Annotated in this window: 17 protein-coding genes and 1 pseudogene; 8 read left to right on the top strand and 10 right to left on the bottom strand. The window is 68.8% G+C overall.

All coding sequences use genetic code 11. The annotated features are described in order from the left end of the window. Positions 1–200 precede the first annotated feature (200 nt). On the bottom strand, positions 201–1,136 hold the full coding sequence (locus ACFWR9_RS06165) for a D-alanyl-D-alanine carboxypeptidase family protein (RefSeq protein ID WP_383836435.1): 936 nt from the start codon (positions 1,134–1,136) through the stop codon (positions 201–203). A gap of 208 nt (positions 1,137–1,344) precedes the next feature. On the opposite strand from ACFWR9_RS06165, the gene ACFWR9_RS06160 reads away from it, so the two are divergent. After that, entirely contained in the window at positions 1,345–1,995 is a 651-nt protein-coding gene (locus ACFWR9_RS06160) for a GntR family transcriptional regulator (RefSeq protein WP_383836245.1), read from the top strand. Next, positions 1,992–3,302 carry a nitrate/nitrite transporter gene (locus ACFWR9_RS06155; RefSeq protein ID WP_383836242.1) on the top strand — a complete coding sequence of 437 codons (1,311 nt, stop codon included), beginning with the start codon at positions 1,992–1,994 and terminating at the stop codon, positions 3,300–3,302. Before ACFWR9_RS06160 ends, ACFWR9_RS06155 begins: the two co-directional genes overlap by 4 nt. 101 nt (positions 3,303–3,403) lie before the next feature. Here the strand turns inward: ACFWR9_RS06155 and ACFWR9_RS06150 are convergent, their stop codons facing one another. Further along, on the bottom strand, positions 3,404–4,228 hold the full coding sequence (locus ACFWR9_RS06150) for a maleylpyruvate isomerase family mycothiol-dependent enzyme (RefSeq protein ID WP_383836239.1): 825 nt from the start codon (positions 4,226–4,228) through the stop codon (positions 3,404–3,406). Positions 4,229–4,410: 182 nt separating this feature from the next. Here ACFWR9_RS06150 and ACFWR9_RS06145 point away from each other — a divergent pair, with 182 nt between their 5' ends. Continuing rightward, positions 4,411–5,208, top strand: a complete 798-nt coding sequence (locus tag ACFWR9_RS06145) for a carbon-nitrogen family hydrolase (RefSeq protein ID WP_383836236.1) — start codon at positions 4,411–4,413, stop codon at positions 5,206–5,208. Between the two features lie 31 nt (positions 5,209–5,239). Here the strand turns inward: ACFWR9_RS06145 and ACFWR9_RS06140 are convergent, their stop codons facing one another. Continuing rightward, a complete protein-coding gene (locus tag ACFWR9_RS06140) occupies positions 5,240–5,746 on the bottom strand; it encodes an LURP-one-related/scramblase family protein (RefSeq protein ID WP_383836233.1) in 507 nt (168 codons plus the stop codon). Next, positions 5,743–6,747 carry a GlxA family transcriptional regulator gene (locus ACFWR9_RS06135; RefSeq protein ID WP_383836230.1) on the bottom strand — a complete coding sequence of 335 codons (1,005 nt, stop codon included), beginning with the start codon at positions 6,745–6,747 and terminating at the stop codon, positions 5,743–5,745. The genes ACFWR9_RS06140 and ACFWR9_RS06135 overlap by 4 nt, the downstream gene beginning before the upstream one ends. Positions 6,748–6,799: 52 nt before the next feature. On the opposite strand from ACFWR9_RS06135, the gene ACFWR9_RS06130 reads away from it, so the two are divergent. Next, positions 6,800–7,213: a cupin domain-containing protein gene (locus ACFWR9_RS06130; protein ID WP_383836227.1), complete on the top strand. Its 414-nt coding sequence runs from the start codon at positions 6,800–6,802 to the stop codon at positions 7,211–7,213. A gap of 3 nt (positions 7,214–7,216) precedes the next feature. On the opposite strand, the gene ACFWR9_RS06125 is transcribed toward ACFWR9_RS06130, so the two are convergent. The 3 genes from ACFWR9_RS06125 to ACFWR9_RS06115 all read right to left on the bottom strand — a co-directional run bounded on the left by ACFWR9_RS06125 (position 7,217) and on the right by ACFWR9_RS06115 (position 10,866). Then, on the bottom strand, positions 7,217–7,465 hold the full coding sequence (locus ACFWR9_RS06125; protein ID WP_383836224.1) for a DUF6458 family protein: 249 nt from the start codon (positions 7,463–7,465) through the stop codon (positions 7,217–7,219). Between the two features lie 122 nt (positions 7,466–7,587). Further along, entirely contained in the window at positions 7,588–8,910 is a 1,323-nt protein-coding gene (locus tag ACFWR9_RS06120; protein ID WP_383836221.1) for a M18 family aminopeptidase, read from the bottom strand. A gap of 129 nt (positions 8,911–9,039) precedes the next feature. Further along, on the bottom strand, positions 9,040–10,866 hold the full coding sequence (locus ACFWR9_RS06115; protein ID WP_383836218.1) for an acyl-CoA dehydrogenase: 1,827 nt from the start codon (positions 10,864–10,866) through the stop codon (positions 9,040–9,042). A gap of 162 nt (positions 10,867–11,028) precedes the next feature. On the opposite strand from ACFWR9_RS06115, the gene ACFWR9_RS06110 reads away from it, so the two are divergent. The 3 genes from ACFWR9_RS06110 (at position 11,029) to ACFWR9_RS06100 (ending at position 14,492) form a co-directional block, all read left to right on the top strand. Further along, positions 11,029–11,499 (top strand): SseB family protein, encoded by a 471-nt coding sequence (locus ACFWR9_RS06110; protein ID WP_122616633.1) that lies wholly within the window; start codon positions 11,029–11,031, stop codon positions 11,497–11,499. 115 nt (positions 11,500–11,614) lie between these two features. Beyond that, the gene (locus ACFWR9_RS06105; protein ID WP_383836213.1) at positions 11,615–12,586 is read left to right on the top strand and encodes a pirin family protein; all 972 of its coding nucleotides are present in this window, start codon (positions 11,615–11,617) and stop codon (positions 12,584–12,586) included. Positions 12,587–12,947: 361 nt separating this feature from the next. Continuing rightward, positions 12,948–14,492 carry a hypothetical protein gene (locus tag ACFWR9_RS06100; protein WP_383836210.1) on the top strand — a complete coding sequence of 515 codons (1,545 nt, stop codon included), beginning with the start codon at positions 12,948–12,950 and terminating at the stop codon, positions 14,490–14,492. Here the strand turns inward: ACFWR9_RS06100 and ACFWR9_RS06095 are convergent. The 3 genes and pseudogenes from ACFWR9_RS06095 to ACFWR9_RS06085 form a co-directional block, all read right to left on the bottom strand. Next, positions 14,489–14,596: pseudogene (locus ACFWR9_RS06095) on the bottom strand (ASCH domain-containing protein); the annotation flags it as partial. The gene ACFWR9_RS06100 and the pseudogene ACFWR9_RS06095 sit on opposite strands and share 4 nt — an antisense overlap. A gap of 162 nt (positions 14,597–14,758) precedes the next feature. Then, positions 14,759–15,259: an NUDIX domain-containing protein gene (locus ACFWR9_RS06090; protein WP_383836207.1), complete on the bottom strand. Its 501-nt coding sequence runs from the start codon at positions 15,257–15,259 to the stop codon at positions 14,759–14,761. 36 nt (positions 15,260–15,295) lie between these two features. Then, positions 15,296–16,651, bottom strand: coding sequence for a tetratricopeptide repeat protein (locus tag ACFWR9_RS06085; RefSeq protein ID WP_383836204.1), 1,356 nt, complete (start codon positions 16,649–16,651; stop codon positions 15,296–15,298). A gap of 226 nt (positions 16,652–16,877) precedes the next feature. Here ACFWR9_RS06085 and ACFWR9_RS06080 point away from each other — a divergent pair, with 226 nt between their 5' ends. Beyond that, entirely contained in the window at positions 16,878–17,627 is a 750-nt protein-coding gene (locus tag ACFWR9_RS06080) for a hypothetical protein (protein ID WP_383836201.1), read from the top strand. Positions 17,628–17,649: the final 22 nt, after the last annotated feature.

Below are 17,649 nucleotides of genomic sequence, written 5' to 3'. Positions count from 1 at the left end.
AGGACGACGGCGACGCAGACAGTGACTTCCAGTCACTGTCTCGGGATTGTCTCAGAACTCCTCCGGCATGCGCAGAGAGACGCTCTTCAAGTCTCGGCATCACTGCCACCTGCGGAAATGTTGAGACCGTAAGCTCCACTGACGGTCTCAAGAAATGTCCTGCCGGTGGCGGTGAGCCCCGTCGTAGGTGTCCGTGTGGGTCAGAGTTTGCCGAAGCCGTAGTTCATGAGCTTGGTGGCGTCGGCCGCGCGCTGCTTCGACGACGTGGACGCCAGTACCGTGCCGATGACGGTCTTGCCCTTGCGGGTCGCGGCGAAGACCAGGCAGTACTTGGCCTCCGGGCCCGAGCCCGTCTTCACGCCGATCGCGCCGCTGTAGCTGCCGAGCAGCGTGTTGGTGTTGGTCCAGGGCGCCATGGTGCGGGTGCTGCCCTTCTTGGTGACCGTCTTCGCCGTGTACTTCCTGGTCTTGACGATCGTGCGGAAGGTCGAGCTCTTCATCGTGTTGCTCGCGAGTTTCGTCAGGTCGCGCGGCGTGGAGTAGTTCTTGCCGTTGCCGATGCCGTCGAAGGAATCGAAGTGCGTGTTCTTCAGGCCGAGGCTCTTGGCGGTGGAGTTCATCTTGCCGATGAACGACTTCACCCGGGCGGCCCGCGTCCTGCCCGAGCCGAACTTGTCGGCCAGCGCGTACGCCGCGTCGCAGCCCGACGGCAGCATCAGCCCGTAGAGCAGCTGCCGGACCGTCACCTTGTCGCCGACGATCAGGCGGGCTGAGGAGGCGTTCTTCGACACGATGTAGTCGCTGTACGCCATCTGGATCGTGACCTTGGCGTCCAGGTTCAGCTTCGGCTGCGCGAGCACGACCTTGGCGGTCATGATCTTGGTCGTGGAGCCGGTGGAGCGCTTGGTGTCGGCGGCCTTGGTGTAGAGCGAGGCGCCGTTCGCGTTGTTCATCACGAAGCCGCCCTTGGCGGCGATCGAGGGCGCCGGGGCGGCGGCGCGCACGGCGTCGGCCGTCCGCGAGGGACCGGCGGCCTGGGCGGGCGCTGAGGAGAGGACGCCGGTCGCGAGGACGACGCCGCCGGTCAGCGCGACGGCGACGGCTCCGCGGGGGCGGCTGCGCAGAATGCTGTTTATCAAGTCAAGTACCCCGATTGTGTGAATTCCCCTGAGGTGCGGCCACGTTGTGGTCGGTACGGCTCGGGCCGCGACTGTGCGACTCGTGAATAGCACGGAAGGTTGCCCGGCGGCAGGGCCGGGGCGCCGGATCCCCCTGATGGGTGGGCGGACGTCCGCATGCTGGACCGGCCCCGTCTTGCGTCCCTGTTGTATCTATCCTGTCGGCATGACCACGGCAGTGAAGCAGCCCCCCGCGGCGGACCGCGTCTACACCCACGTCAAGCAGGGCGTCCTGGAGCGCCGCTACGAGGGCGGGACGCTGCTCACCGAGGGCGAGCTCGCCGAGGCCGTGGGCGTCTCCCGCACCCCGGTGCGCGAGGCCCTGCTCCGGCTGGAGGTCGAGGGCCTGATCCGGCTCTACCCGAAGAAGGGCGCCCTGGTCCTGCCCGTGTCCGCCCAGGAGATCGCGGACGTGGTGGAGACCCGGCTGCTGGTCGAGGAGCACGCGGCCAGGAAGGCCGTACCGGCACCGCCCGGCCTCGTCGAACGGCTGGAGGAACTGCTCGCCCGGCAGAAGGAGCAGGCCGCCGCCGGTGACTTCGTCGCCGCCTCCGTCACCGACCGCTGCTTCCACGCCGAGATCGTCCGCAGCGGCGGCAACGAGATCCTCTCCCGCCTCTACGACCAGCTCCGCGACCGCCAGCTGCGCATGGGCGTCGCCGTCATGTACGCGCATCCCGACCGGATCGCCAAGACCCTCACCGAGCACGAGGAGATCCTCGACGCGCTGCGCTCGGGGGACGCGGAGGCGGCGGTCGGCGTCGTCGGCCGCCACGTGGGCTGGTTCTCGAACCTGGCCCGGGGCGAGGTCCGATGAGCACGGCCACCCCGGCCGGGCACGGCCTGCCCGGCGATCCGCCGGGCGGCCGGCGCGCGATGGCCGTCTGGGGCATCGGCGTCGCCGTCTACTTCGTCGCCGTCATCTTCCGTACGTCGCTGGGGGTCGCCGGTCTCGACGCCGCCGACCGCTTCCACGTCAACGCCTCGGCGCTGTCCACCTTCTCCATCCTCCAGCTGCTGGTCTACGCCGGTATGCAGATACCCGTCGGCCTGCTGGTCGACCGGCTCGGCACCAAGCGGGTGCTGGGCATCGGTGTGGTGCTGTTCACGGCCGGGCAGCTCGGCTTCGCCTTCTCACCCTCGTACGGGATGGCGCTCGCCTCGCGGGCGCTGCTGGGCTGTGGCGACGCGATGACCTTCATCAGCGTGCTGCGGCTGGGCACCCGCTGGTTCCCCGCCCGCCGGGGGCCGATGGTCGCCCAGCTCGCCGGTCTCGTCGGCATGGCGGGCAACCTGGTCTCCACCCTCGTCCTCGCCCGGCTGCTGCACGGCATCGGCTGGACGGCCGCGTTCGCGGGCAGCGCGCTGGCCGGTGTGGTGGTCTTCGTCCTGCTGCTGCTCTTCCTGAAGGACCACCCCGAGGGGCACGAGCCGGAGCCGATGCCGCATCAGGGGGCCGCGTACGTACGGCGGCAGATCGCGCTGTCCTGGCGGGAGCCGGGGACGCGGCTCGGGCTGTGGGTGCACTTCACCACCCAGTTCCCGGCGATGGTCTTCCTGCTGCTGTGGGGGATGCCGTTCCTGGTCGAGGCGCAGGGGCTGACCCGGGCGACGGCCGGCACGCTGCTCACCCTCGTCGTGCTGTCCAACATGACCGTCGGCCTGGTCTACGGCCAGGTCATCGCCCGGCACCACGCGGCGCGGCTGCCGCTGGCGCTCGGCACGGTGGGCGCGACGTCGGTCCTGTGGGCGGTGACGCTGGCCTACCCGGCCGACCACGCGCCGATGTGGCTGCTGGTCGTGCTGTGCACGGTGCTCGGGGCGTGCGGGCCGGCGTCGATGATCGGCTTCGACTTCGCGCGGCCGGCGAATCCGCCGGAGCGGCAGGGGACGGCGTCCGGGATCACGAACATGGGGGGCTTCGTGGCGTCGATGACGACGTTGTTCGCGGTGGGGGTGCTGCTGGATGCGACGGGGGACGACTACGGCGTCGCGTTCTCGTCCGTGTTCGTGCTGCAGGCGCTCGGGGTCACGCAGATCCTGCGGCTGCGGAAGCGGGCGGCTCGGAGAGAGAGTGAGCGGGTGGTCGCGAGTCGGGTGGAGACAGTGCACGTGCCTGCGTAGGCCTCCGGCGTGGGTGCGGGCCGACTGGGGGCTGCCGCCCCCAGACCCCCGCTGTCGGCCTGAACGGCCTCGTCCTCAAACGCCGGACGGGCTGAAACTACCTACTGCGTCACCGTGAAGTGGCGCAGGATCGCCTCCGTCAGGTCCTGGTCGCCCTCCGTCTTGATGCGGTCCGCCGCTGCCTGGAGGGTCACGCGGCCGCAGGCCAGGCGGAAGTACGTCTCCCAGTCCAGCGTCAGGGTCGCGGCGGGGCCGAGCGCGGGGGCCGTTTCGAGGGTGCCGCGGCCCTGGATGTCGACGCGGATGGTGCGCAGGAACTCGACCGGGCCGTGCACGTCGAAGACGACGGCCGAACTGCGCGGCGCGTCCGCGCGTTCGGCGACGACGGCCGGCAGCTCGTCGAGCAGCACGTCACGGGCGACGTGCGCGCCCGGGGAGTCGAGGTTGCCGGGGCGGCCGAGGGCGGTGCGCAGGTCCTGCTCGTGCGCCCACACGTCGAAGGCGTGCCGGCGCATCGCCTCCTCCAGGGTCAGCTCGGTGGAGAGCGGGCCGCGCACCTTCGTACCGGGGTCCCGCGACTCGTTCCGCAGCTGGCGGTTGCGCCGGATGACCATGTACTCCAGCTCGGACGTCATCTCGGGGGCCGTGTGGTGGCGGCGGACGTCGACCTGCATCTCCGTGTAGCGCTGGTGGTCGTTGGTGACGTGGAAGAGGTCGCGCGGGAGGGTGTGGATGGGGCGGGGGTCGCCGAGCATCTCGGAGTCCAGGCCCAGGACGTGGGAGACGATGTCCCGGACCGACCAGCCCGGGCAGGGGGTACGGCGGTTCCACTCTGCTTCCGCAAGCGGCTGGACCAGCTCGGATATCGCCTCGATGGAGTGAGTCCAGGCGTCGGCGTAGGGCTGGAGGGTGGGATGCAGACTCACGGAACGGGACCCCTCGGCGGTCGGTACACGGGCGGGTGGTGGCGGCGGTGCCAGTGGGCGGTGGCTGCGGTCGGCGGGCGTCTTGAGACGCTAAGTTACGCTGCTGTGTGGCACCCCGGCAGTGCTTTCGTGTGACGATCGTAGGCCCGTGTGGACGGCTCGAATGCCAGGACGGTGGTAGTGTGCGCGCCTCTTTGATCCAAATCGCCGTGAATGAGGATGAAACGCCCGAAGTGCGTCGACTGCGCGCGGCGGCTCTGGTACGGGAGCAGGCGGGCGCCGATCTCGTGGTGCTGCCGGAGCTGTGGACCACCGGCGCGTTCGCCTTCGACGACTTCGACGCCCGGGCCGAGGCGCTGACGGGCCCCACGCACGAGGCGATGGCCAAGGCGGCGAGTGACACGGGTGTGTGGCTGCACGCGGGTTCGGTCCCCGAGCGCGCCCCGGACGGGCGGCTCTACAACACCTCGCTCGTCTTCTCCCCCTCCGGCGACCTGGCCGCCTCCTACCGCAAGATCCACCGCTTCGGCTTCGACAAGGGCGAGGCCGTGCTGATGGGCGCGGGGCGCGAGCCGGTGACGGTCCGTCTGCCCGAGACCCACCTCGGTCTGGCGACCTGTTACGACCTCCGTTTCCCCGAACTCTTCCGCTCGCTCGTCGACGCCGGTGCCGAGACCCTCGTGATCCCGGCGGGCTGGCCGGAGCGCCGCCGGGCCCACTGGACGCTCCTGGCCCAGGCACGGGCGGTGGAGAACCAGGCGTTCGTCCTTGCCTGCGGAACGGCCGGGACGCACGCCGGAGTTCCGCAGGCCGGTCACTCGATCGTGGTCGACCCCTGGGGTGAGGTGCTGGCGGAGGCCGGCGCCGACGAGGAGGTGCTCACGGTGGAGTTCGATCCGGCGAAGGTGGCGACGACCCGGGAGCAGTTCCCGGCGCTGAAGGACCGCGTGATGGGGCTGGCGGCGCCGCACCCGCGGTAGCCGCCGCCCCGCCTCCGGCCCGGGCCCTCGCTCACTCGTCCTCGTCGTTCTTCTCCCGCTCCTTCTCCGCCAGGTGGATCACGCACACGGTCAGCGCGATGAGCAGCGCCGGGTCCGCGTCGTCCCGTACGACGTCCACGCCGTAGGTGTCCCGGAGGGTCAGCCACCGCCGGGAGATGACGGCCAGCAGCTCACCGTCGTACTCGACGGCGAACTCCCGGTCGAGGATCTTGCCGCTGATGTCCAGCTCGGTGCCGTCGGCCAGGGCGACGCGGTAGTGGTTGCGCAGCAGGGAGAGACGTTTCCGCCTGATCCGGGCCAAGGGCTCGCCGGCTCGCTCGATCACCATGGTGTCGCGCAGGGCGAGCATCTTCTGGTGGATGTCGATGAGCACGCGTCCCTGGGTGTCCTTCAGCTCCCAGGTGTCCCGCAGCCGCATCGCCTTGCCGTCGACGAGGTACACCTTGTTGCCGGTGTCGTCCTCGATCCAGTAGTCGTCGCCGATGCCGAGGAGCCGGTCGTACACGAGGAATCTCATGACGTGATCGCTTCCCGCGCACCGGTGCCGAAACGCCGCCGGTAGGCCGAGGGGCTGAGCCCGGTCTCGCGTCGTAGCCGCGCCCGCAGGTTCGCGGCGGTGCCCAGGCCGCTACGGGCCGCCACCACGTCCAGCCGCTCCTCCCCGCGCTCGATCAGCCGCCGGGCGAGAGTCACGCGCTCGGCCGTCAGCCAGGCGAGCGGTGTCGTCCCCAGCTGGGCCCGGAAGCGGCGGTGCAGGGTCGCCGGAGACATCGCCCCGCGCTCCGCGAGATCCGTAACGGTGAGTGGCTCGCCCAGACGCTCCTGCGCCCACTCCAGCAGCGGTGCCAGCGACTCGACCGGCACGCGCGGCAGCGGTCGCTCCACGAACTGCCGCTGCCCGCCGTCCCGGTGCAGGGCGAACACCAGCCGCCGGGAGACGGCGTTCGCGATCTCGGCGCCGTGATCCTTGCGCCAGATGTGCAACCCGAGGTCGAGCGCCGCCGTGCTGCCCGCGGCGGTGAGGATGTCGCCCTCGTCCACGAACAGCACGTCCGGCTCCAGCAGCACCCGAGGATGCAGCCGGCGGAAGGTGTCCGCCCACAGCCAGTGCGTCGCCGCCCGCCGCCCGTTCAGCAGCCCGGCCTCGGCGAGCGCGAAGCTGCCGGTGCACAGGCTGACGACGCGGGCGCCGCGCGCGTGCGCGCGCCGGATGGCGTCCAGGACGGCGGGGCCGCGGGGTACGACATTGTCCGGCCGGCCGGGGACGACGACCGTGTCGGCCCCGTCCGCGGCCTCGAGCCCGGGCACGTCGGTGAGCGTGCAGAACCCGTGGTTCATCCGGATCCCGGGCGTCGGGCCGCACAGCGTCACCTCGTACAGCGGCCCCGGCAGCCCCAGCTCGGGCCGCGGCAGACCGAACAGCTCGGTGGCACAGCCGACCTCGAACGGGTTGGTGCCCTCGTCGACGATCACGGCGACCCGGTGCGTACGCGAGGGGTGAAAGAATCCTTGCGGCATGTGCGATTTCTAGCACTCGTCCGGTCGATACGACCCCCCGCACTATGACGTCATGACACAGGAACCCGTCTCCCTCACCTCCGCCCTCGCGTCCTTCACCGAGCAGTGGAGCCCCCGCATCGTCACCGCTGTCAACGACTACGACGTCCGTATCGCCAAGGTCGAGGGCGAGCACGTCTGGCACGTGCACGACCACACCGACGAGTTCTTCCTCGTCCTCGACGGCGAACTCCACATCGCCCTGCGCGAGGCGGCCGGCGAGCGCACGGTCGTCCTGCCCAAGGGCTCGGTGTTCACGGTCCCGCGCGGCACGGAACACAAGCCGTACGCTCCTTTCCCCACCGCGATCCTGCTCCTCGAACCGACCGGGACGTCGACCGTGGGCGACCGGCACGACGAGGTGCCCGACCACGTGGACGTGACGGCGGGTCATTCTCTGACGGGCCGTGGACGCCCGGCTCCGTGAGCGTCAGGCGCCGTAGCCGTTGTTGTAGCCGTCCCGCGTGTGGTGGGAGCGGTCGTCGACGACCGGGGTCGTCGGCGGTACCACGACGCGGCGGCGCCGGGCGATGCTGCTGAACGTCGCGACACCGATCAGGCCGACCACCATGAAGATGACACCGACCAGGTCGAGATTGACGCCCTGCATGTCCCAGTCGGTCGCGAACGTGAGGATGGCTCCCACGGCGATGAGGATGATGCACCCGCCGAGGCCCATGAGTGTCGCCTCCCTGTAGAGCCGGTCGGGTCCGGGTTTCCGGTCGATCCGGTTCCGTTCGGGTACCCCGGGTGTCAACCACCATGCCGTGGAGTGCCGTTCCGCGTTCTCGGGGACAGGGCCTACGGACGCAGGAACGCCACCAGCGCGTTCGCCAGCAGGTGCGGGTCGTCGGCGCCGCACAACTCCCGGGCGCTGTGCATCGACAGGATCGCCACGCCGATGTCCACGGTGCTGATGCCGTGCCGGGCCGCGGTGATCGGGCCGATGGTGGTGCCGCACGGCATGGAGTTGTTGGAGACGAAGGTCTGGAAGGGGACCTCCGCCTTCTCGCAGGCGGCGGCGAAGACCGCGCGGCCCGAACCGTCGGTGGCGTAGCGGTTGTTGACGTTCACCTTGAGGAGGGGGCCGCCGTTGACGCGCGGGTGGTGCGTCGGGTCGTGCCGCTCCGCGTAGTTGGGGTGGACGGCGTGGCCCGTGTCGGAGGACAGACAGACGGTGCCCGCGAAGGCGCGTGCCCGGTCCTCGTACGAGCCGCCGCGCGCGAACACCGAGCGCTCCAGGACGCTGCCGAGCAGCGGGCCGTCGGCGCCCGTGTCCGACTGGGAGCCGGTCTCCTCGTGGTCGAAGGCGGCGAGTACGGGGATGCAGGACGGGTCCGCCCCGGAGGCGGCGACCGCGGTCAGCGCGGCCGTCCCGGCGTGCACCGACAGGAGGTTGTCCATGCGCGGCCCGGCCACCAGCTCGTTGTCGCGGCCCAGGTGGGCCGGGGCCTCCACGGAGTGGGTCATCAGGTCCCAGCCGGTGACCTCGCCGCGGGCCAGGCCCGTCTCCTCCTCCAGGAAGGCGATCAGGTCGCCGTCGTGCACGGAGTCCCCGAGGCCCCAGACGGGCTGGAGGTGGCGCTGCTTGTCGAGCTTGAGGCCCTCCGCGGACACGTTGCGGTCCATGTGGATGGCGAGCTGCGGAACGCGCAGCAGCGGGCGGTCGATGTTGACCAGCCGGGTGGAGCCGTCGCGCAGCGAGAGCCGGCCGGCCAGGCCCAGGTCGCGGTCGAGCCAGGAGTTCATCAGCGGGCCGCCGTAGACCTCCACGGCGACCTGGCGCCAGCCGTGCGCCCCGCTGTCCGGGCGCGGCTTGACGCGCAGGTTGGGGGAGTCGGTGTGCGCGCCGACGATGCGGAAGGGGGTGTGGGCCTCGGCGCCCTCCGGCACGTACCAGGCCACGAGCGCGCCGCCGCGCAGCACGTACCGGCCGCCGCTGCCCGCGGCGGAGGCCGCCGATGCCTCCGCGTCCCATGCGTCGGTCTCCGAGACCTGCCGGAATCCGGCCTTCTCCAGCCGCTCGGCGGCGGTCGCCACCGCGTGGTACGGCGTCGGGGCGGCGGCGAGGAAGGACATCAGGTCGTCGGTGTGGCCGCGGTCGAAGCGGGACGGTGCGCTCATGGGGTTCACCTTAACGACGTACGAGGGCCCGCTTCCCGTATGGCGGGAGCGGGCCCTCGTGAGGGTGTGTGGGGAGTGTGGAGACCGGACTCCCCGGCACCGATCGGGCCGGTAAGGCGGGCCTCGCGCCTAGAACGCGGCCTCGTCCAGTTCCATCAGGTCCAGCTCGACGTCCTGGGCGACCTTGCGGGCCAGGGTCACGCCGGGCAGGACGTTCGCGGCGAAGAACTTCGCGGCGGCGATCTTGCCGGTGTAGAAGGCACTGTCTCGGGCGGGGGCGGTCGGCAGCTTCTCGGCGGCCACCGCGGCGCCCTTGAGCAGCAGGTAGCCGACGATCACGTCGCCGGAGGCGAGCAGCAGGCGGGTGGTGTTCAGCCCGACCTTGTAGATGTTCTTGACGTCCTGCTCGGTGGCCGCGAGGTCGGTGAGCATCAGGCCGACGATGGCCTCCAGCTCGACGGCCGCCTTGGCCAGGTGCTCGCGGGCGCCGGACAGCTCCTCGCCGCCGGTGGCGAGCGCCAGGAACTTCTTGATGTCCTCGGCGAGCGAGTTCAGCGCGGCGCCCTGGTTGCGGACGATCTTCCGGAAGAAGTAGTCCTGGCCCTGGATCGCCGTGGTGCCCTCGTACAGGGTGTCGATCTTGGCGTCGCGGATGTACTGCTCGATCGGGTACTCCTGGAGGAACCCGGAGCCGCCGAAGGTCTGGAGCGACTGGGCGAGCTGCTCGTAGGCCTTCTCCGAGCCGTAGCCCTTGACGATCGGCAGGAGCAGGTCGTTGAGGGCGTGCTCGGTGCCGGCGTCCTCGCCGTTCGCCTCCTTGACCTGGATCTCGTCCTGCACGGACGCGGTGTACATCACCAGCGCGCGCATGCCCTCGGCGTACGCCTTCTGCGTCATGAGGGAGCGGCGGACGTCCGGGTGGTGCGTGACGGTGACCTTGGGGGCCGACTTGTCCATGAAGTTGGCCAGGTCGGGGCCCTGGACGCGCTCCTTGGCGTACTCCAGCGCGTTCAGGTAGCCCGTCGACAGTGTGGAGATCGCCTTCGTGCCGACCATCATGCGGGCGAACTCGATGATGCGGAACATCTGGCGGATGCCCTCGTGCCGGTCGCCGATCAGCCAGCCCTTGGCGGGGTGGCGGTCGCCGAAGGTCATCTCGCAGGTGTTGGAGGCCTTCAGGCCCATCTTGTGCTCGACGTTGGTGGCGTAGACGCCGTTGCGCTCGCCCAGCTCGCCGGTCTCGAAGTCGAACTCGTACTTCGGGACGAGGAAGAGGGACAGGCCCTTGGTGCCGGGCCCCGCACCCTCGGGGCGGGCGAGGACGTAGTGGAGGATGTTCTCCGACATGTCGTGCTCGCCGGAGGTGATGAAGCGCTTGACGCCCTCGATGTGCCAGGAGCCGTCCTCCTGCTGGACCGCCTTGGTGCGGCCGGCGCCGACGTCCGAGCCGGCGTCCGGCTCGGTGAGCACCATGGTGGAGCCCCACTGCTTCTCGACGGCGAACGAGGCGATGTGCTTCTGGACCTCGTTGCCCTCCTCGAAGAGGATCCCGGCGAACGCCGGGCCGGACGAGTACATCCACACGGCCGGGTTGGCGCCGAGGATCAGCTCCGCGTAGGCCCAGATCAGGGAGCGCGGCGCGGTGGTGCCGCCGATCTCCTCGGGCAGGCCCAGGCGCCAGTACTCCGAGTCCATGAAGGCCTGGTAGCTCTTCTTGAAGGACGCCGGGACCGGCGCGGTGTTGGTCTCCGGGTCGAAGACCGGCGGGTTGCGGTCGGCGTCGGCGAAGGACTCGGCCAGCTCGTTCTCCGAGAGGCGGGTCAGCTCCTCCAGGACGCTCTTGGCGGTGTCCGTGTCCATCTCCGCGAACGGGCCGGTGCCGTAAACCTTGTCACGGCCGAGCACCTCGAAGAGGTTGAACTCGATGTCCCGGAGATTCGGCTTGTAGTGCCCCATGGCGACGGCTCCGTTGAGAGATCGGCGAGGCACTGACTCCTCGCATCTGTACACATACCAACTACACGTACCAAGTAGTAGCTCCGATGATGCTACCCGTCGGTAATAAGAAGCAACCCCGAGCGGGTCATCTGTGACTCGTTACTCGTTACTCTTTGCGGCATGTACGGCTACGACCAGACCGCGGGTCCTCAGCAGCAGCAGTACGCCCCGCCGCCGCAGCAGCCGATGGCCGGCGGGTACGGGCAGCAGCCGCCGCTGTACCCCGAGCCGTCCCCGCCCTCGCTCGCGGACGCGGTGCGCGCCTTCACCACCGGCCAGATGTCCGCCGAGGACTTCCAGCAGATCTTCGCGACCTCGAAGGTCTACTGCCCGCGCGGCGACAACCCCGGGTTCCTCGCGCTGCACAACACCCAGCAGCCGGTGATCCCGATGTTCACCGGCCTGAAGGAACTGCGCCGGTACGCGGGCAAGGAGTCCAAGTACTTCGTGATCACCGGGGCGGAGGTGATCGACCTGCTGCCGACCGGCTACGGCTTCGTCCTGGACATGGAGGGCGAGCACCGGATGGTGTTCGACGCCAAGGCCGTCGAACAGATGGTCGATTTCGCGATGCGCCGGATGTATGGCTAGACGCCATCGCCACCACTGTGCGAGCCCGGAGGGAATGTCCTCCGGGCTCTCGTGGTTTGAGGTGGCAAGAAGTTCAACGCTCAACTAAAGTGGGCGTACCCGAGGAGGTACCGACATGCCCGCAGTGACCGTCGAGAACCCGTTGACGCTGCCCCGTGTATCCGCGTCCGCCGACGCCGTCGCACGCCCCGTGCTGACCGTCACGACCGCTCCCAGCGGTTTCGAGGGGGAGGGCTTCCCGGTGCGCCGCGCGTTCGCCGGGATCAACTACCGCCATCTCGACCCGTTCATCATGATGGACCAGATGGGTGAGGTGGAGTATCAGCCCGGGGAGCCGAAAGGGACCCCGTGGCATCCGCACCGCGGTTTCGAGACCGTCACGTACATCATCGACGGGATCTTCGACCACCAGGACTCGCAGGGCGGTGGCGGCACCATCACCAACGGCGACACCCAGTGGATGACGGCCGGCTCGGGCCTGCTGCACATCGAGGCCCCGCCGGAGCATCTGGTGATGTCCGGCGGGCTCTTCCACGGCCTCCAGCTGTGGGTGAACCTCCCGGCCAAGGACAAGATGATGCCCCCGCGCTACCAGGACATCCGCGGCGGCAACGTCCAGCTGCTCACCACGCCCGATGGCGGCGCTCTGCTCCGCGTCATCGCCGGGGAGCTGGACGGCCACGCCGGCCCCGGCATCACGCACACCCCGATCACGATGATCCACGCGACGGTGGCACCGGGTGCGGAGGTCACGCTGCCGTGGCGGGAGGACTTTAATGGGCTGGCGTACGTGCTGGCGGGCAAGGGCTCGGTCGGTGCCGAGCGCCGTCCGATCCACCTGGGCCAGACGGCGGTCTTCGGCGCCGGCGGTTCGCTGACCGTTCGCGCGGACGAGAGGCAGGACTCCCACACGCCGGACCTGGAGGTCGTCCTCCTGGGCGGGCAGCCGATCCGCGAGCCGATGGCCCACTACGGCCCGTTCGTCATGAACACCCGCGAGGAGCTCCAGCAGGCGTTCGAGGACTTCCAGAAGGGCCGCCTGGGAACGATCCCGGCCGTGCACGGGATGTCTGAGGGTGGACTGTAGGGGTCGCTGAAGCTATACGCGGACGAGCCCAGCCCGGAGATGAAGGGGCTCGTCCGCGCTCGCTGCCGCCTTGCGACCTCTGCGGATCTTTCCTGTGGGGTGCTGACATAGCCTTTGGTCGATTGCTGGCGATGGGTGCGACGGTCCTGATCGGGTGTCTTGCGGGCTGTGCGCGGACCGCGGGGCGCGGTGACGCCGTCCGGACCAGGGAGTCTCGGGCCTGTGGCTTGCGTCGGGGCAATTGGTTCTTGCACAGCTACCCCGCCCCGGCGGTTGCCCTGCGCGGCTATTCTTCTGGCCTGAGTCTGGGGGCGAGGGGGTGAGCTCGTCCACCAAGGCATGAGTGAGATGAGGGGGCCCCATGCAGCAGTTGTACGTCGTCGGTCTTGAGGTGGCGCCGACGGATGTAGGCAGATTGCCGCTGGCCTTCGAACGGCTGTTGGCGCATATGGAGCAGCACGTCTCTCCGGCCACGAGTGGTCTATCTGCTGCGGCTCTAATGGCTGGCAAGGGTGAAATAGTTGTCCCGGGATACGGACAGGGACGTCCTGAGCAACACGTGCGTTGGTTGCCCGTCACTGTGGCCGATAACGTCCGCGCACTACGGATAGAAATCGAGCAGGATCTCCCCAAAGGTGGCCGATTCCTGTGCCAGCTCACCGCCTCCGAATACGACGGCAGGACAGGTTTTCGGGTCGTTATGGGCCGACAGAATGACGGCCTACTTGCCCCCGCGACAGTGGAGGACCTTAGGCCGCCTCGCGCGCTTAACGCGATCATGCGAGACCCCGAGCTTAAGTGTACAGATGGTCGTGACAGCATCACCACCAACGTGATGCCGGTGCTGACGGCCCAGCTCCCTTTGATCCGTGAGCGTCTTTGCGCTCCTGAACGTCGCCTGCCCATCCTCGTTGTTTCCTCGGTTCGGACGATGGGGCCGCCGACCGCGTTTGCCCGCCAGGCCGCCCGTCGCCTCGCCGGTCTTGCCCACGTCGTGGTCATTTCTGGCTGGCTGGCGTTCGACTCCTTCAATGCCGGACTTGAACGAAATCTGCTTCCACGAGATGGGGCGCGGCTTTATTGGCCCACCACGGATGCAAGAAGTCCATGGTGGGGATCAGCCGAGCTCTACGGCGATCACGATGTCCTCCTGGGCAGACTTACTCGGCTTCTTGCTCCCCTCAGTGTCGTGGCTCGTGGGAGGGATCGTCTGTGGGATGCCATCCGCTCGGCCGAGACAAATGCACTCTTGGACGACCTTGCGGGCACAGAGGGTGAACAGATTGCTCGGCTGAAGGAAAAGCTAGAGGACGAACGTGACCAGCTTGTGCAGCTGCTCGAGCAGAACGAACAGCTGGAGAACCAGGTTGCCCGTCTGGGGATCGAGGTGGCCAACCTCACCGCTCAGCTTGAGACGGCGACGCTGCCGACTGTTGCTGAGCCGACCGACGTGCGCGGACAGCCGGTTGCAAACCCTGGCGAATTCTCCTCCGACTGGGATCGCTGGACTGAGGAATCTGACGGGGCCCTCGTTTTCACGCCCAATGCGAAAGATCAGTGGCAAAGGTGCTCATATCCGTATCCGGAACGGATGAGGGAGGCGTTGGATACGCTGGCTGACCTCGCTAAGGAGTGGAGGAAACAGAAAGGCAGCGTGGGAACCTCGCTTGTCTCGTGGATCGGCGATCGGACCCCCCTGGTTTATGCACCGTCGGATGAGCCTCTACGTAGGGCGAAATTGCATGAATTTAAGTTTGAGCGCAAGAAACCATGGGGCCGGCAGCCTCATATCAAGCTGGACGATCACACCACCCCGGACCGGGTTGGAAGGATCTATTTTGCCATTGATGGCGAAGCGCATCGATGGATTGTGGACCATGTTGGATTGAAGTTGTATGGCCTCTAATTGAGGCTCTTGTGGTATGCAGTGTGATTTCGATGGCAAGGACGCCCAGGGCTTCCTTTTCGCATCTCGATCGTTTTGGTGCCCGCAGCGATAAGGTCGAAGTACTTGCGACAGAGGTCGAGTTCGCGGGCGTGGGCGGTGGAACTCGATTACGGGGCTGGCGCTCCTGGTGGCTGGTTCAGTCATCATGTGGCCGTTCTAGGTTGCCGAGTGCGAGTGGCGAAGGACTCGCCCTGGCAACCGGCCGGGCCCCATCGTTGGCGCTTCTACCGCCAGCCGTCGAGGGAGACCTCCGGGCCTCCCGCGAGGTATCGGTGGAGGGCGCTTGAAGTGGTGTCCACGAAATTCTCGGGGATTGCGCCGGCGTCGATCCAGCAGACCTGAGCATGCTTGCGCGGTTCACGATTCTCGGGTTCGCCGGTCCATTCGTGGGCGGCGAAGACGACGGTGAGGAAGCCGGTGGGTGCTTCGACGCCCCAGGCGCCATGGATGATGTGGGCGACCTTCAGAGACTCTGGCTTCACGGTCAGGCCGGTCTCCTCGTACAGCTCCCGCACGGCCGTTTCCGTGATCGGCTCGCCGGGTTCGCTCTTGCCAACGGGGAGGTCCCACATGCCCTGGGCGAACTTGGCGTTCTGGCTGCGCTGGAGGAGGACGACGCGGTTGGTGGCCTGGTCGTGGACGATGACGGCGGCGACCAGGAGGGTCATGGATTCGAGGGCGGGCTTCAGGGCTTTGGGCTGCTGGTTGCTTGTCCGCTGAGCCACGGCTGGTGTCCCTTCGTCGGCCGGTTGGTGGGCAGCTTAGGCCAGCGCTTCGCTTGCGCGGCGGGCGAGTTCGGCGGCTCCGGGCACTCTGCGGCGCTGGTAGATGGTGAGTGTGGAGCGGAGCGAGGTGATCGCTTTGCGGGTGCGGTCGGAGGTCATGCCTTCCATGAGGGTCAGGGCCTGGGACCAGGCTGCTACGGCCTCGTCGGCGCGGGCCTGGGCGGCGAGGCTGTCGCCGAGGTCGGCGTAGGTGAGGGCGTGGACGCGCTTGTACTTCTCGGGGTCCCACCGGACCAGGGCGTCGCGGTGCTGCTGGTCGGTGCCGATGTGGTCGGCGAGGTCGGTGAGCGTGCGGGCGGTGTGACTGGCAACGGTGCCGGCGGCGGGGCCGCTGACACGGGAGTAGCTGGGCTGGGGGCCGTCGTGGCGCAGTAGGGCGTCTTCGGCGGCGAGCAGGGCGCAGGCCGCTGCGGGTTTCTCGCCTGTGGCGGCGTAGGCGCGGGCGTGGGTGATGTGGAGGAGAGCTTCGGTCTGGCCGTCGACGTGGCCGAGGCCGCGGGTGAGGGCTCCTTCGACGAGGTCGACGCAGTGGTGGGGCTGCTTGAGGCTGAGGGCCTGGTGGGCGAGGGCGCGCATCATCCAGGCGGCGTGTCCGTGGGGATCGGCTTCGCAGGCAAGTTGGTAGCCGACCTGGTAGTAGCGCTGGGCGGCGCCTTCCTGGCCGAGGTCGTGGTGCTTCCAGCCTGCCAGGTAAGCGAGTTCGGCCACGGCGCCGAAGGCCGCCTGTCGTAAGGCTTCGTTCGGGTAGCGGCCTCGGAGCATGGGGGCGGCGGTGTCGGCGAGGTAGGCGGTGACCGTGGTCAGGCCGTGGCCGCCACCGAGCCGTTCGTCGGCGGCGCTGAAGGCTGCGGTGATTTGGCGTACGACGTCCACGTCCTCGGCACCGACCACGGATGTGCCGGTGCGGGCGCGGAGCATGCGAGCGGTGGCCTCGTGGTCGTGGGCGAGCGGCATGGCGACGCCAGCTGTGGTGAAGGCTGCCACCGCGAGGAAGCGACGGCGCTCGACGTCGGCGCGGCCCAGGCCGGTGGCTGCCAGGACGGGATCCCGCTCGACCGCCTCCTCGGCTTCTGGTACGCGCAGGCCGATCTCGGTCTGGGTAATGACGCGGCCTGCCCTGCGTGACAGGGCTTCGGCGAGGTACTGCCCGGTCCGTCCGGTGGGCTGGCGCGTGCCGTTCGCCCAGTGGGAGACGGCCGACTTGTTGGTCTGGAGGGTCTCGCCGTTCTCTGCGGCGATGCGTCGGACGTCCTTCGCCAGAGCCTCGTAGGTGCAGCCAATCGCGTCGATGGTGTCACGCAGGCGGGAGTTGGGGTCTCTTCGCGCTGCCACGATCGCCTCCCGTCCGGAGCTGTAAACCGCGTATACCGCTTCAACTGCCTCTCACGGTACCCACTGTGCGTGACGGAGGGTTCACTAATCATCAGCCGCCCGGCCCCGGTCCGACACCGCGACCAGGCTCCCCCCTTCGGCCGGGCGGCACCCCGAAGTTCCGTACGCCTAAACCGGATTCGGGCATTGCTGTGCCCGGCCCCGGCCGATCAGAGACGGAGACACGGTGACCACCATCGACACCACGGCCATCACGGTCCTACTGCCCGACGCGTTCGACGAGCGCTGGAGCCGCCTGCCCGGCATCCACGTCGACGCCCGGTGCATCACCATCGACCCGGCCGAGTACTTCTTCCGCTTCGAGTCCAGCTCCTGGCTCGTCGCCGACTGGGAGCTGGTCAAGTCCCAGCTCTTGGACGTGGAGGAGACCACCGAGAGCGCGGTCGAGCAGCTCGCGCTGGACTTCATCAAGGCCCACGCCACCTCCACCTCGGACGCCGCCAAGGTGCTCTCCACCGCCTACGAGGTGTACGCCTACCTCTTCCGCGACGAGCACCTCGCCGGCCTCGGTCTGCCGCAGATCACCGCCGACCACCTGCGGATGCTGCGCGAGGCGGCCACGCTGATGGCGCTGAACAAGGTCGAGCTGGACGGGCACATCTCCAACGTGGGCCCGTGCTGGTTCTTTCCCGCCGCCACCTCCGTCGTCTTCGACCTGGACGACGAGATGGGCGGCATGCTCGACGAGGTCTACCACGGCGGCTGGTTCAACGAGCACCGCCGCATCGAGTCCATCAAGGCCCACGCCGCCCTCGGTGGACGGCTCGTGCACGGCTGCCAGTCCGTGCCGGACCAGTCCGGCGGAGTCGTCGCGCCCTACGGTGCCTCGATGGCCGCCTTCCGTGACGACCTCGCGGCCTTCAAGGCCGGATGGATCGAGCAGGTCTACGCCCACCGCGTGAGTCCTGCCGCGTAGCACCACAGCCCTGGCTCCGGGG

The organism is Streptomyces sp. NPDC058534 (assembly GCF_042717365.1).
Classification (GTDB): Bacteria; Actinomycetota; Actinomycetes; order Streptomycetales; family Streptomycetaceae; genus Streptomyces.
The sequence above is the reverse complement of the archived record's forward strand: the minus strand, read 5'-3'. Positions and strand labels throughout refer to the sequence as shown.